The sequence below is a fragment of the Actinacidiphila sp. bgisy145 genome, assembly GCF_057708125.1.
Map to the genome: position 1 here is coordinate 60,946 of NZ_JBYIRL010000009.1, position 13,177 is coordinate 74,122.

The window sequence follows — 13,177 nt, forward strand, 5'->3', positions numbered from 1 at the left end:
GAGTTCGGAACGGGGACGGGCTGCTCGACAGTCCCCGCACGCGGCGGCCAAAACGGCCGCCGGATGGCCCATCGTAGCCAGACAGGTCCCCTGGTGCCCGGACGGGCGTACCGTCGAAGGGGAACTGTACGCACCCGCGGAGTGAACCTCGGGAGGCGGGACGCATGAGCGGTGGCGGTAGGAAGGACGCGGCGCCTGGGGCCGCGGGAGGCGTAGCGGCGGCGGCTCCCGGCGGGAGCCGCCCGCGGCAGGTGCGCAATGTGGTGCTGGTCGGCCACAGCGGCGCGGGCAAGACCACCCTGGTGGAGGCGCTGGCCCTGGCGACGGGGGCGGTCGGCCGGGCCGGGCGGGTGGAGGACGGCGGGTCGCTCTCCGACCACGACGAGATCGAGCAGCGCCGGCAGCGCTCCGTCCAGCTCTCCCTGGTGCCGGTGGAGTGGGAGGGGGTCCGGATCAACGTCCTGGACACCCCCGGGTACGCCGACTTCGTCGGGGAGCTGAGGGCCGGTCTGCGCGCGGCGGACGCGGCCCTCTTCGTCGTCTCGGCGGCGCAGGACGGCGAGGGCGTCGGCGGCGCGACCCGGATGGTGTGGGAGGAGTGCGCCGCGGTCGGCATGCCGCGCGCGGTGGTGGTCACGCACCTGGAGTCGGCGCGGGCCGGGTTCGAGGAGACCGCCGCGCGGTGCGCGAGCGAGCTGGGCGGCGACGACCCGGACGCGCTGCTGCCGCTGTACCTGCCGGTGCACGGCCCGGCGGGCCCCGACGGGCACGCCCCGGTCACCGGCCTGGCCGGGCTGCTGACCGGCCGCGTCCACGACTACTCCGGCGGCGAGCGGGTCGAGGCCGACCCGGACCCGGCGCAGGCCGAGCGGATGGCGCGGGCCCGCGACCGGCTGATCGAGGGGATCATCGCCGAGAGCGAGGACGAGACGCTGATGGACCGCTACCTCGGCGGTGAGGACATCGACGTCGGCACCCTGATCGCGGACCTGGAGCGGGCCGTGGCCCGCGGCACCTTCCACCCGGTGCTGGCCGCCGCGCCCGCCGCCGGCGGCGCCCGGCAGGGCCTGGGCACCGTGGAACTCCTCGACCTGGTCACCCGGGGCTTCCCCACCCCGCCGGAGCGCGCCGTCCCGCCGGTCACCGACCCGGCCGGCCGTCCCCGCCCGCCGCTGGCCTGCGACCCGGACGGGCCGCTGGCCGCCGAGGTGGTCAAGACGACCTCCGACCCGTACGTGGGCCGGCTCAGCCTGGTGCGGGTCTTCTCCGGCACGCTGCGGCCCGACGCGGCCGTGCACGTCTCCGGGCACGGCCTGGGCGACCGCGGCCATGAGGACCACGACGTGGACGAGCGGGTGGGCGCGCTGTCGTCGCCGTTCGGGCGGCAGCAGCGCCCGGTGCCGTCGGCGGCCGCCGGCGACCTGGTGTGCGTGGCGCGGCTGACGCGGGCGGAGACCGGGGACACGCTCTCCGACCCGGACGACCCGCTGCTGATGGCGCCCTGGCAGCTGCCCGACCCGCTGCTGCCGGTGGCGATCGAGGCGCACGCCGACTCCGACGAGGACAAGCTCTCCCAGGGGCTGGCCCGGCTGGTCGCGGAGGACCCGACGATGCGGCTGGAGCAGAACCCGGACACCCACCAGGTGGTGCTGTGGTGCATGGGCGAGGCGCACGCCGAGGTGGCGTTGGAGCGGCTGCGCGGCCACTACGGGGTGCGGGTGGACGCGGTGGCGCACCGGGTGCCGCTGCGGGAGACCTTCGGGCGGGCCGCCAGTGCCCGCGGCCGGCACGTCAAGCAGTCCGGCGGGCACGGCCAGTTCGCGATCTGCGAGATCGAGGTGGAGCCGCTGCCGGTGGGTTCGGGGCTGGAGTTCGTCGACAAGGTGGTGGGCGGGGCGGTGCCGCGCCAGTTCGTGCCGTCGGTGGAGAAGGGCGTCCGCGCGCAGGCCGAGCGCGGGGTCACCGCCGGCTTCCCGCTGGTCGACGTGCGGGTCACGCTCTTCGACGGCAAGGCGCACTCGGTGGACTCCTCCGACGCCGCCTTCCAGACCGCGGGCGCGCTGGCGCTGCGCGAGGCCGCCGCCGGGTGCCCGATCCAGCTGCTGGAACCGGTCGACGAGGTCGGGGTGTCGGTGCCGGACGCCTACGTGGGTCCGGTGATGGGCGACCTGTCCGCGCGGCGCGGCCGCGTGCTGGGCTCGGAACCGGACGGTACGGGGCGGTCGTTGGTGCGTGCGGAGGTGCCCGAGATCGAGATCGGCCGGTACGCGGTGGAGCTGCGGTCGCTGTCGCACGGCACCGGCCGGTTCAGCCGCCACTACGCCCGCCATGAGCCGATGCCGGCGCAACTCGCGGCGAAAATGCACCACTTGGACCAGCCGGAACAGCAGACGGCGCGCGCGAGGTGACGCCCCGCCGGTAATGTGGTGACTGCTCCGAACGTGTGATGCGGCCTGTTACGGGGAATGGGCCGGTCGGAGCCGGTTGGCGCGCAGGGTGCGGTCGGATGGCGAGTGGGGGCTGCGGTGACAGACGGGTTCGACTTCAGCCCGGGGGCGCAGGTCCCGCTCCTGGGCACCGATGGCGAGACCGCGGCGACCCAGGCGCTCGCCTCGGCGGCGTACCGGGACTCCTCGATGGCGGCCCTGATCGAGATCAGCGACGGCGCGAAGGTGACACCGCCGCGGCTGTCGCTGTTCGAACCGAACCTCGGTGAGGCCTTCGCCCGGGCCGTGCAGGTCAGGATGCTCGGCGCGGCGCGCGGCGAACTGGTCCAGTCCTTCGGCATCGAGCCGCAGACCGTCGTCGAGCACTGCCTCGCGGCCAGCCGGATCAGGCAGGAGCGCGACGACAAGCTCAGCATCGTGATGGGCGTGTGCGGGGTGCTGTTCCTGCCGGGCACCCTGCTGTGGCTGGGCGCGTTCCAGCTGCGCAGGTCGCTGGCCACTTTGAAGGCGAAGGGCAAGCGGGCCGGCGCGCTGGGCGGCGCGGTGCTCGCGGTCGCCGCGCTGCTGGCCGTGCTGCTGGCGATCAGGCCGCCGCTCAGCGGGTTCTGGCAGCAGTACCTCCGCGTGATGATGATCGTGCCGGTGATCGGCTGGTTCCTCGCCCGCCGGATGTGCGAGCGCACCGCGAAGGACCTGCGGGCCCGCTGGGGCGACCTGGCCGGCGGCTCCGGGGTCGGTGCGAAGATCCCCGAGGCGGTGCCGCGCAACCCCAACCAGCTGCGGGCGGAGTCGCTGCGGCAGAGCCTGGCGAAGCTGTCCGCCGAGCAGAACAGCAACGTGGTCTTCTACGCCGGCCCCAAGGGGATACTCGGCATGGGCACCCGCTGGTGCAACTGGCAGATGGCCGAGGAGCTGGTCCCCCGCGAGGACATGAAGGAGATCAACCCGTTCCGCAGCTGGGACGTGGTGCGGGCGATCCACGACCGGCTGCGGATGCTGGAGCGCGGTCCCCTGCACACCGGCGGCTTCCCGAAGCCGTCGATACGGCACTGGGTGGTGGCGCCGATCAGCGCGGGCGCCGGCAGCATCTCCCGGCCCACCGGCACCGAGGTCGAGGCGTACACCGTCAAGGACTTCGAGGTGCAGCGGATCTGCAACACCCAGCAGTTCGGCAAGGGCAACCGGCACTACCTCGGCATCCAGTTCGTGCTGTGGGACGGCAACCTGGTACTGACCGTCATGGTCACCGTCACGGTGCTCGCGCAGACCCTCCGGGTCGAGATCACCGGCTACGCGCTCGGCCCGATCAAGGGGCTGTTCACCTCCAAGCCGTCGGCGCCGACCAAGACGGTCAGCAAGCAGGTGAAGTTCTGGGAGACCAGGACCATCTCGCTCCCGGTCGTCACCGCCGGCGAGGTCGTCCGGCTCACCGCCCGCGCCCCCTTCACCCGCTTCCCGGCGATCCTCGACCACCTCGGCGGCTCCCTGAAGCTCCCCGAGCCGTTCGGGCTGCGCCACACCTGGGCCGACCAGCCCTGGCAGCACCGCTTCATGGCCGACGACGCGCTGCGCGCCGTCACCCCCGTCGTCCGCGCCGTCCACGCCGCCGCGATCCAGGTCATGGACGAGAACGGGGTCGACGTCTCCCAGTTCACCAGCCGCTCCATGGCCCTCAGCGGCATGGTCCAGTCCGTCGAACCAAAGAAGGCGGACGCGTACGACGCCTAACGGGACCCTCCGGGGTGCCCCGTCCGCGGAGTTACGGGACCTTGCGGTCCGCTGTGGCTTGTCGCGCCGTTCCCCGCGCCCCTTGATAAGTGCGGCCACCACGCGGGCTCGCCCCGGACGAACCCGAGCACATACAGGGGCGCGGGGAACTGCGCGACCAGCCCCCACCGGCAGGTGGTCCCGGAGCCGACAGAACCACCCACCCCGGAGGGTCAGTGCGGCCAGGCGTCAGCCAGAAGCTTGCGGGTGTCCGCGAGAAGCTGCGGCAGCACCTTCGTGTTGCCGACGACCGGCATGAAGTTCACGTCGCCGCCCCAGCGGGGCACCACGTGCTGGTGCAGATGCGCCGCGATGCCGGCCCCGGCCACGCCCCCCTGGTTCATCCCGATGTTGAACCCCTGCGCCCCGGACGCGGCGCGCAGCGCCGTCATCGCCTGCTTCGTCAGCCGCGCGACCTCCGCCGTCTCGCCCTCGTCCAGCTCGGTGTAGTCCGCGACGTGCCGGTAGGGCACGAGCATGAGGTGCCCGCTGTTGTACGGGTAGAGGTTGAGCACCGCGTACGCCCGCTCCCCGCGCGCGACGACCAGCCCGTCCTCGTCGGTCTTCGACGGGATCACGCAGAAGGGGCACCCGTCCCCCGCGTCGGGCCCGCTCGGCTTGTTCTCGCCCTGGATGTACGCCATCCGGTGCGGAGTCCACAGCCGCTGGAACGCGTCCGGACCCCCCGCCCCGCCCCGCTGCTCCGGCTCACTCGTCATGCCGTTCAGCATATGGCCAACCCCCTGGTCCGCGTGTCGCCGGGGCCGGGGCGCATCGCCGCCCGCGATCCTGGCGGAATGGCCGCCGACCCCCGCCTGACCCGCTGGGAGGACCGCAGCGAGCTGCCCCTCTTCGCGGTGGCGCTGCTCTTCCTGACCGCGTACGCCGTGCACGTGCTGGCCCGCGGCATGCCTACGGCGGGGCACGAGGTGTGCCTCGGGGTGGTGTACGGGGCCTGGGCGGTGTTCCTCGTCGACTACGTGGTGCGCTGGCGGCTGGGCCCGTACGCCTCGCTGCTCGCGCATCTGCGCCACCACCTGCTGGACACCGCCGTGCTGGTGCTGCCGCTGCTGCGCCCGCTGCGTTTCGTGGACACCTACCAGGCGGTGCAGCAGCGCCGGGACGTGCCGAAGCTGAGCCTGTACGGGCGGGTGATCGCCTACACCGGGATCACCGCGGCGCTGCTGGGCTTCTCGGCGGCGCTCGCGGTCTACCAGGCGGAGCGGGGCGCGCACGGCGCGACGATCCGTACCTTCGGCGACGCGGTGTGGTGGATGTGCTCGACCATCACCACCGTCGGCTACGGGGACGTCACCCCCGTGACGGCGCTGGGCCGGACCGTGGCGGTGGGGCTGATGGTGTGCGGTGTGGCGCTGCTGGGCGCGGTGACGGGCGCGTTCTCGTCCTGGCTGTTCCAGGTCTTCGCGCGGGAGGACGAACGGCCCCCGGCCCGCTGACGTGGTGTCGGCGGGCCGGGGGACGGGGTACGGGTTGAGCGGCTCAGACCTGCACGCGGCGCTCCACGACGTCCACGAGCTTCGCGAGCGCGTCCTCGCGCGGGATGTTGTTCTCCTGCGAGCCGTCGCGGTAGCGGAAGGAGACCGTGCCCTGGGACATGTCGTCGTCGCCGACGATGATCATGAACGGCGGCTTCTGCCGCTGCCAGGTCCTGATCTTCTTCTGCATCCGGTCGGAGGAGGCGTCGACCTCCACCCGCAGCCCCTTGCGCTTGGCGTCGGCCGCGAACTCCTGGAGGTAGGGCACGTGGGCGTCGCCGACCGGGATGCCGACCGCCTGGACGGGGGCGAGCCAGGCCGGGAAGGCACCCGCGTAGTGCTCCAGCAGCACCGCGAAGAACCGCTCGATGGAGCCGAAGAGCGCCCGGTGGATCATCACCGGCTGCTGCCGGGTGCCGTCGGCCGCGGTGTACTCCAGCTTGAAGCGGGCCGGCTGCTGGAAGTCGACCTGGATCGTGGACATCTGCCAGGTCCGGCCGATCGCGTCGCGCGCCTGGACGGAGATCTTCGGGCCGTAGAAGGCGGCGCCGCCCGGGTCCATCACCAGTTCCAGGCCCTGCTTGCCGGCGGCCAGCCGCAGCTGCTCGGTGGCCTCGGCCCACTCCTCGTCGGTGCCGATGAACTTCTCGGAGTCGCCGCGGGTGGACAGCTCCAGGTAGAAGTCGCTCAGACCGTAGTCCCGCAGCAGGTTCAGCACGAAGGTGAGCAGCGAGTCCAGTTCGTCGGGCACCTGCTCCTTGGTGCAGTAGATGTGCGAGTCATCCTGGGTGAAGCCGCGGGCGCGGGTCAGGCCGTGCACGACGCCGGACTTCTCGTACCGGTACACGGTGCCGAACTCGAACAGCCGCAGCGGCAGTTCGCGGTAGGACCGGCCGCGGGCGTCGAAGATCAGGTTGTGCATCGGGCAGTTCATGGCCTTGAGGTAGTAGTCCTGCCCCTCGAACTCCATGGGGGGGAACATGCCCTCGGCGTAGTGCGGCAGGTGGCCGGAGGTCTCGTAGAGCTTCGCCTTGGTGATGTGCGGGGTGTTGACGAACTCGTACCCCGCCTCCTCGTGGCGGCGGCGCGAGTACTCCTCCATCTCCTTGCGGATCACCCCGCCCTTGGGGTGGAAGACCGCCAGGCCCGAGCCCAGCTCGTCGGGGAAGGAGAACAGGTCGAGTTCGGCGCCGAGCTTGCGGTGGTCGCGCTTCTCGGCCTCGGCGAGGAAGTCGAGGTGGGCCTTCAGCTCTTCCTTCGTGGGCCACGCGGTGCCGTAGATCCGCTGGAGCTGCGGGTTCTTCTCGCTGCCGCGCCAGTACGCGGCGGCGTTGCGCATCAGCTTGAAGGCCGGGATGGCGCGGGTGGTGGGCAGGTGCGGGCCGCGGCACAGGTCCTTCCAGCACAGCTCGCCGGTCTTCGCGTCGAGGTTGTCGTAGATGGTCAGCTCGCCGCCGCCCACCTCGACGTCCGCGCCGTCGTCGGCGCCGGCCGCGGCGCCCTTGAGCCCGATCAGCTCCAGCTTGTACGGCTCGTCGGACAGCTCCTCGCGGGCGGCGTCGTCGGTGACCGCGCGCCGGGAGAAGCGCTGGCCGCGCTTCTGGATCTCCTGCATCCGCTTCTCGATGGCCTTGAGGTCATCGGGGGTGAAGGGCTGCGGGACGTCGAAGTCGTAGTAGAAGCCGTCCTTGATCGGCGGGCCGATGCCGAGCTTGGCCAGCGGGAAGAGGTCCTGCACGGCCTGCGCCATCACGTGCGCGGTGGAGTGCCGCAGGATGTTCAGCCCGTCGGGGCTGGTGATCTCCACGGCCTCGACCTCGTCGCCGTCCGCGAGCGGGTACGCGAGGTCCTTGAGCACGCCGCCGACGCGGGCGGCGACCACGGAGCGCTCGCCCTCGAACAGATCGGCCGCGGTCGTGCCCGTCGTGACCAACCGCTCTTCCGGTTCGGCGGAATCGCGTCTGATGACCACACGGAGGTCTGACACCGGTCTGCTCCTGACTTGTCGCTTACGGGCGCGGGCGGGTCGTCCGCCGCCGCTGCGCTGAATCGTACCGAGCCGGGGCGGGCGGGCGCGAAGCCGCGGGTGTGTGGCGCCGGGGGCGGGGGGCAGGGGCGGTGGGCGCTCGGGGTCGACGCGGCCGACGGCCGTGCCGCATCCTACTCAGGACCGCGAGTACGCGATCCGATGCGTGCTCGATCCGATGAGTACTCCCCGCTGAGTACCCCCCGCCAGGGACCCCAGGACCAGGAGCGCCGCCGCCATGACGTCGACCGACACCGCAGTGGACCGTTTCCGTACCGCCGTCGAGCAGCGCGACCTCGGGGCGATGACCGACCTGTTCACCGAGGACGTGCGGCTCTACAGCCCGGTGAAGTTCCGCCCCTTCGAGGGCCGCGACCAGGTGCTGGGCCTGCTCGGGGTCCTGCTGCGGACGTTCGAGGACTTCCGGTACGTCGGCCGGCTCGACGGCTCCGCCCTCACCCTCACCGACGACGGAGACACCCCGGCCGCGGTGCTGCTCTTCCGCGCCACGATCAACGGGCGTGACATCAACGGGATCGACCTCATCCACCTCGACGACGCGGGCCGCATCCGCGAGTTCACCGTCATGGTCCGGCCGCAGTCCGCGGTCCACACCCTCGGTGAGGCCGTCCTCGCCGGCCTCACCGCCGCCGGCCTCACCCCGGCCCAGCCCTGACCGGGCCCTGACCCAGACCTCGACCCCGACCCCGACCGGCCCTGACTCCGCTGCCGCCCTGCACCCGCGTCAGGTGCGGACGGCGGTCAGGCATTCGTCGTAGAGGTCGATGATGTCGCCGCGGCCGTTGTCGGCGACCCAGGCCATCGAGGCGGCGTCCAGGCAGGCGAAGGCCGTGGCGATCACCGCGCGGGCCTTGGCGCCCTTGTTGCCGGCGCCCATCCGGGGCTCGATGAGGGGCAGCAGGTCCTCCTGGAACCGCAGCCCCTTTTCGAGCCAGCCGGCGCGCAGCGACGCCGTGTTGTGCAGCAGGCGGAAGCGCCGCAGAGCCTGTTCCCGGCTGTCGTGCAGCGCCAGGAGGGCGGCGATCCCCGCGCGCAGGACCTCCCAGGCGTCGGCGTCGGCGGGCTGCGCGCCGACCGCGGCCGTCAGGACCTGCCCGAACCGCTCCTGGCCGCCGCCGAGCAGGTCCTCCTTGGTGCCGAAGTAGCGGAAGAGGGTGCGCTGGGAGACGCCGGCCTCGCGGGCGATCTGGGCGATGGTCGTCTCGTCATACCCCTGCTCGGTGAACAGCCGCAGCGCCGTCTCGAGGATCTCCTGGGACGCCAACTGCCGCGTGCGGTCCCACAGCGTGGCCGGTGCGCCCGTCGCCGCCGGGCCCTCCTTCGTCATGGCACCAGCCTAGCCCAGCACTGCCACGTCGGCAGTCACCAGAGGTTTGGCAGTCGCTGCCAGACTGACGTACGCTGCCACACAGGCGCACCGCGCCCGTCCACCACACCCGTACGCAAAACCCGTACGCAAAAGGAGCGCATCATGCCCGCACCCGCGGCCTTCATCACCGGCGGAACCAGCGGCATCGGCAAGGCGACCGCCGAACTGCTCCACTCCCGCGGCTACCGCGTCATGGTCACCGGCCTCAGCAACGTCGCCGACGCGGGCCTCCCCCCGGGCATCACCGCCGTCCGGGCCGACGCACGCTCCCTGCCCGACATCGACCACGCGCTGGACCAGGCGCGCCGCGACCTCGGCTCCCTCGACCTGCTCTTCCTCAACGCGGGCATCTCCCGCCCGGGCCCGATCGAGTCGACCGACGAGGAGGCCTTCGACGCCCTCTTCGACACCAACGTCAAGGGCACCTTCTTCACCCTGCAAAAGGCGCTCCCCCTCCTCAACGAGGGCGCCTCGGTGGTCTTCACCGTGGGCGCCGGCGAAGGGGTCGGCGCCGCCGTGACCGCCGCCAAGGGCGCCCTGCTCCCCCTCATGCGGTCCGTCGCCCTCGAACTCGCCCCCCGCCGCATCCGCGTCAACGCCGTCAGCCCCGGCCTGATCGACACCCCCGCCTACGCCAAGATGGGCGTCCCCCGCGAGATGATCGACGCCTGGGCCCGCGACATCCCCCTCGGCCGCGCCGGCACCCCCGCGGACATCGCCGAAGCCGTCGCCTTCCTCGCATCCGACGCCGCCGCCTACCTCACCGGCGACAACCTCACCATCTCCGGCGGCCTGGGCATCCACGCCAACGCCTGAGCCCGACTCCGCCGCGTCGGCCCGTTCTCCGAGGGGCGGTCAGCGGGGGGAGGGGAGGCGGGACTCCAGGCGGGTGCGGCGGGCGGGCCACTCCTGGGCGGTGATGGAGAAGATCGCCGAGTCGCGGAGCTGTCCGTCCTCGCCGGGGGCCCAGGAACGGGACCAGTTGCGGAGTACGCCCTCGAAGGTGGCGCCGACGGCTTCGATGGCGGCGCGTGAACGGAGGTTGCGGGCATCGGTCTTGAGGTCCACCCGCGCCACGTGCCAGACCTCGAACGCGTGCCGGAACAGCAGGTACTTGGCCTCGGTGTTGACGCCGGTGCCCTGCGCGGAGCCCGCCAGCCAGGTGAACCCGATCTCGACCGCGGAGAGCGCGTCCGTGGTCAGCGCGAAGCGCGGGTCCCAGAAGGAGGTCGCGCCCACCGCGCGCCCGGTGGACCTGAGCACCTGCGCGTACGGCGCGAGCCGTCCGGACGCGGCGCGGGCGAGTTGCTCGTCGACGTAACGCCCGGCCTCATCGGCCCTGGGCACCCAGGTGAAACCGTACGACGAGCGGTCCTCCTCCGCGGCCACGGCCAGATCCGGGACGTGCTGGTGCCCCAACGGCTCCAGCCGCACCAACTCCCCCTCCAGCACGGGCCATTCCCACACGAACCCCATCCCCCCGCGTCCCCTTCCGAATTCCACGCGGTGCCCCGTCCGCGCCGAACAGGGCACCCTTGTCCGTCACTCCGCGAAACTACGCGTTGTCGAATGCACCCGAAGCGACGGCGCCCACGAACGAGGCCCACGCGTCCTGGGTGAACACCAGGGCCGGGCCGTTCGGGTTCTTGCTGTCGCGCGTAGCGACAAGATCTGCGATTTGCGCGAACTCGACGCAGTCGGCGTTTTCCGACCCGCTGTACGAGGACTTGCGCCACGAACTAATCGTGGACGCGTCGGATATGGGAAGAAGGGTCATTCGGCGTACCCTTTCAGGTAGCGGCGGATCACGTCGAGGGATTCACTTACCGGCAGGGCTTGCGAGCGGACCACGTCGAAACGCTGGACGAGTCCCACCACCCGACTCGGTGACTCGACGCCGCTCCCGGAAGCGAAGCTCTCCACCAGCGCTACGGTGCTGCCATCCCGTAGGGTCAGCAGCGTCAGGCTACCACCCATCATTGGGTGGAAACCTCGCGAAAAAGGCAGCACCTGCACCGTGATGTTCGGCCGCTCCGCCATCGCCAGCAGGTGCTCCAACTGCCGCGCCATCACCTCGCTGCTGGCGCTTCCCCGGTTGAGCGCCGCCTCGTCCATGATGGCCCAATACAGCGGCGGTTCGGGCTTCCCGAGCACACCGGCCCGGTTCTTGCGCACCTCGACCCTGGCGTCCAGTTCGGGCAGCGTCTCACCGGACAGGCCGACCTTGAACGACTCGCGCACGTACTCCTCGGTCTGCAACAGCCCGGGCACGATGCTGCTCGTGAAGACCTGGATACGTATGGCGTCGCCCTCCTTCGCGACGATCTTCCTGCTGTAGTCCGCGATCAGGCTGTCCTGGGCCATGGCGAGCAGCTCCGTGATGAGGCCGTCGGAACGGAAATACGTGTCGAACGCTTCCGCGAGGGCCTCCGAGGGCAACTGCTCGCCGCGTTCGACTCGGCTGATGTACGTGTGGGGATAGCCGACGACGTTCGCCAGCGCCCGTTGGGAAAGGCCGGACGCCTCCCGTAGGCGGCGGAGTCGACGGCCGAGCATCGCGCGCGGGGTGGCAGCGGTGTCCTCGTCATGGAGTTCCATTGCTCGAACGTATCGTCAATCGGCTGTCCACACGGGGGATTTGGTGACAGCCTTTCCATGGCACGGAATTAGGCGGGGCGGCAATGTGGTGGGCCCAGCAGAATTCGCGCCGCGAGGAGTTCGTTCCATGGCACCGACCCCTGCCGTACCGAGTCATGCCGTACCGACCCGTGCCGTACCACCCCATGCCCTGCCGACCCGTCCGCTCGGCTCCTTTCCGTTGCGCGGGGTGGTGCCGTACATCACCGCGTGGTCGTCGGAGGCGGAGCAGCCGGCCGCGCTCGTGGTGCGGCGCGGGCGGCTCGGGTACGCGGACGAACACCCGCTGGACCGGGACCGTTTCGGCATCCTGTGGCGCCGGATCGGGGCGAGCCCGGGGGTCGGGGCGCCGGAGTACGGCCGGGTGCACAGCCTGCGGCAGCGCCGTACGATGCTGCGCGCGCTGTGCCAGGTGTGCGGCGGGCCGGCCGACCGCGACCGCGACGGCGTGCTGTGGCTGATGGGCCGCGCGGAGTACGAACGCGAGCCCTGGCCCGCGCCGATCGAGTCCCCGCACCCGCCGGTCTGCACCCCGTGCGCCCGCAAGGCCGTACGGCTCTGCCCGCACCTGCGCGACCACTACGTCGCCGTGCGCGCCCGCCGCTTCCACCTGTCCGCCGTCCACGGCGCCCTCCACGTCCCCACTGTCGCCCGCCCGCGCGCCGTCGCCGTGGAGACCGTCCCCCTCTACAGCCCGCGGACCGTCTGGCTGCAGGCCGGCCAGTACATCACCCGCCTCGTGGACTACCGCACGGTGCGGCTGCCGGAGTAGCTGCGGCTGCCGCGGGTAGGCGCTCGCGCCGCGGGTCAGGGCCGGTCGTCGGCGAGGGCGAGGGCGCGCGCCTCAGGAACCCCCAGCATCAGCAGGCTCGTAATCGCCGCCGCTCGGGCGCCGAGCGTCCCGTTCGCCAGGTCGCTGTCCGCGACGGCGAAGACGACGCCGTAGGCGAGCTGGCTCAGCACGGCGGCGGGCAGGTGCCGTGCGAACACCTCGGCTTCCTGGCCGCGTTGTACGAGGGCGGCGAGGAGTTCGTCGAGCGGACCGAGCAGGCCGTGGATCGCCTCGCCGTACTCGCCGCGGCGCAGCGCGAGCAGCACGCGGTACCGGTGCGCCACCGGCCAGAGGCGGGCGACGAACGCCGCCCAGGCCGCGTCCGCCGCCGGCCCGGAGGCGTCGACCTCGGTGAGCACGGCCGTCATCTCGGTGACGGCCCGTTCCGTGAGGGTTTGGATCAGGTCCAGGCGCGAGGGGAAGTGGCCGTAGACGGTGCGCCGGACCACGCCCGCGGCGGCGGCGATGTCGCCCATGCCGGCGTCGGGGTTCTCCCCCAGCACGTCGAGGGAGACGTCGAGGATGCGGTCGCGGGTCTGCTGCGTCGCGCGGGCGCGGGAGGACTCGGTGGGCACGTGTCCA

The 13,177-nt window shown here is 72.0% G+C and carries 13 protein-coding genes; 6 read left to right on the top strand and 7 right to left on the bottom strand.

The genetic code is table 11. The features are described 5' to 3' along the window. Window positions 1-164: 164 nt before the first annotated feature. The gene (locus AC3ERT_RS10320) at window positions 165-2,408 is read left to right on the top strand and encodes an elongation factor G-like protein EF-G2 (protein ID WP_435173712.1); all 2,244 of its coding nucleotides are present in this window, start codon (window positions 165-167) and stop codon (window positions 2,406-2,408) included. A gap of 57 nt (window positions 2,409-2,465) precedes the next feature. Further along, window positions 2,466-4,175: a hypothetical protein gene (locus AC3ERT_RS10325; protein ID WP_435173713.1), complete on the top strand. Its 1,710-nt coding sequence runs from the start codon at window positions 2,466-2,468 to the stop codon at window positions 4,173-4,175. Window positions 4,176-4,387: 212 nt separating this feature from the next. Here the strand turns inward: AC3ERT_RS10325 and AC3ERT_RS10330 are convergent, their stop codons facing one another. After that, window positions 4,388-4,945, bottom strand: coding sequence for an HIT family protein (locus AC3ERT_RS10330; protein ID WP_335975724.1), 558 nt, complete (start codon window positions 4,943-4,945; stop codon window positions 4,388-4,390). A gap of 66 nt (window positions 4,946-5,011) precedes the next feature. Here AC3ERT_RS10330 and AC3ERT_RS10335 point away from each other — a divergent pair, with 66 nt between their 5' ends. Then, on the top strand, window positions 5,012-5,671 hold the full coding sequence (locus AC3ERT_RS10335; RefSeq protein ID WP_435173715.1) for a potassium channel family protein: 660 nt from the start codon (window positions 5,012-5,014) through the stop codon (window positions 5,669-5,671). A 43-nt stretch (window positions 5,672-5,714) separates the two neighbouring features. Here the strand turns inward: AC3ERT_RS10335 and thrS are convergent, their stop codons facing one another. Beyond that, window positions 5,715-7,697 carry a threonine--tRNA ligase gene (thrS, locus tag AC3ERT_RS10340; protein ID WP_435173716.1) on the bottom strand — a complete coding sequence of 661 codons (1,983 nt, stop codon included), beginning with the start codon at window positions 7,695-7,697 and terminating at the stop codon, window positions 5,715-5,717. A gap of 277 nt (window positions 7,698-7,974) precedes the next feature. On the opposite strand from thrS, the gene AC3ERT_RS10345 reads away from it, so the two are divergent. Then, the gene (locus AC3ERT_RS10345; protein WP_435173718.1) at window positions 7,975-8,412 is read left to right on the top strand and encodes a nuclear transport factor 2 family protein; all 438 of its coding nucleotides are present in this window, start codon (window positions 7,975-7,977) and stop codon (window positions 8,410-8,412) included. Window positions 8,413-8,481: 69 nt separating this feature from the next. On the opposite strand, the gene AC3ERT_RS10350 is transcribed toward AC3ERT_RS10345, so the two are convergent. Continuing rightward, window positions 8,482-9,084, bottom strand: coding sequence for a TetR/AcrR family transcriptional regulator (locus tag AC3ERT_RS10350; protein WP_435173719.1), 603 nt, complete (start codon window positions 9,082-9,084; stop codon window positions 8,482-8,484). Window positions 9,085-9,228: 144 nt separating this feature from the next. On the opposite strand from AC3ERT_RS10350, the gene AC3ERT_RS10355 reads away from it, so the two are divergent. Next, window positions 9,229-9,942 (top strand): SDR family NAD(P)-dependent oxidoreductase, encoded by a 714-nt coding sequence (locus AC3ERT_RS10355; protein ID WP_435173721.1) that lies wholly within the window; start codon window positions 9,229-9,231, stop codon window positions 9,940-9,942. Between the two features lie 39 nt (window positions 9,943-9,981). Here the strand turns inward: AC3ERT_RS10355 and AC3ERT_RS10360 are convergent, their stop codons facing one another. From AC3ERT_RS10360 to AC3ERT_RS10370, 3 genes are all read right to left on the bottom strand, one after another. Next, the gene (locus AC3ERT_RS10360; protein WP_435128193.1) at window positions 9,982-10,602 is read right to left on the bottom strand and encodes a GNAT family N-acetyltransferase; all 621 of its coding nucleotides are present in this window, start codon (window positions 10,600-10,602) and stop codon (window positions 9,982-9,984) included. Window positions 10,603-10,681: 79 nt separating this feature from the next. Further along, window positions 10,682-10,903 (bottom strand): DUF397 domain-containing protein, encoded by a 222-nt coding sequence (locus AC3ERT_RS10365; RefSeq protein WP_435173722.1) that lies wholly within the window; start codon window positions 10,901-10,903, stop codon window positions 10,682-10,684. Further along, window positions 10,900-11,724 (bottom strand): helix-turn-helix domain-containing protein, encoded by an 825-nt coding sequence (locus AC3ERT_RS10370; protein WP_435173723.1) that lies wholly within the window; start codon window positions 11,722-11,724, stop codon window positions 10,900-10,902. The genes AC3ERT_RS10365 and AC3ERT_RS10370 overlap by 4 nt, the downstream gene beginning before the upstream one ends. 127 nt (window positions 11,725-11,851) lie before the next feature. Here AC3ERT_RS10370 and AC3ERT_RS10375 point away from each other — a divergent pair, with 127 nt between their 5' ends. Further along, the gene (locus AC3ERT_RS10375) at window positions 11,852-12,535 is read left to right on the top strand and encodes a hypothetical protein (RefSeq protein WP_435173724.1); all 684 of its coding nucleotides are present in this window, start codon (window positions 11,852-11,854) and stop codon (window positions 12,533-12,535) included. A gap of 35 nt (window positions 12,536-12,570) precedes the next feature. Here the strand turns inward: AC3ERT_RS10375 and AC3ERT_RS10380 are convergent, their stop codons facing one another. Further along, window positions 12,571-13,170: a TetR/AcrR family transcriptional regulator gene (locus AC3ERT_RS10380; protein WP_335975680.1), complete on the bottom strand. Its 600-nt coding sequence runs from the start codon at window positions 13,168-13,170 to the stop codon at window positions 12,571-12,573. Window positions 13,171-13,177: the final 7 nt, after the last annotated feature.

Coding starts and splice junctions, on each gene's coding strand:
- AC3ERT_RS10370 (WP_435173723.1), bottom strand. CDS start 11,724: ATGGAACTCCATGACGAGGACACCGCTGCCACCCCGCGCGCGATGCTC.
- AC3ERT_RS10335 (WP_435173715.1), top strand. CDS start 5,012: ATGGCCGCCGACCCCCGCCTGACCCGCTGGGAGGACCGCAGCGAGCTG.
- AC3ERT_RS10330 (WP_335975724.1), bottom strand. CDS start 4,945: ATGCTGAACGGCATGACGAGTGAGCCGGAGCAGCGGGGCGGGGCGGGG.
- AC3ERT_RS10375 (WP_435173724.1), top strand. CDS start 11,852: ATGGCACCGACCCCTGCCGTACCGAGTCATGCCGTACCGACCCGTGCC.
- AC3ERT_RS10365 (WP_435173722.1), bottom strand. CDS start 10,903: ATGACCCTTCTTCCCATATCCGACGCGTCCACGATTAGTTCGTGGCGC.
- AC3ERT_RS10345 (WP_435173718.1), top strand. CDS start 7,975: ATGACGTCGACCGACACCGCAGTGGACCGTTTCCGTACCGCCGTCGAG.
- AC3ERT_RS10350 (WP_435173719.1), bottom strand. CDS start 9,084: ATGACGAAGGAGGGCCCGGCGGCGACGGGCGCACCGGCCACGCTGTGG.
- AC3ERT_RS10360 (WP_435128193.1), bottom strand. CDS start 10,602: ATGGGGTTCGTGTGGGAATGGCCCGTGCTGGAGGGGGAGTTGGTGCGG.
- AC3ERT_RS10355 (WP_435173721.1), top strand. CDS start 9,229: ATGCCCGCACCCGCGGCCTTCATCACCGGCGGAACCAGCGGCATCGGC.
- AC3ERT_RS10320 (WP_435173712.1), top strand. CDS start 165: ATGAGCGGTGGCGGTAGGAAGGACGCGGCGCCTGGGGCCGCGGGAGGC.
- AC3ERT_RS10325 (WP_435173713.1), top strand. CDS start 2,466: ATGGGCCGGTCGGAGCCGGTTGGCGCGCAGGGTGCGGTCGGATGGCGA.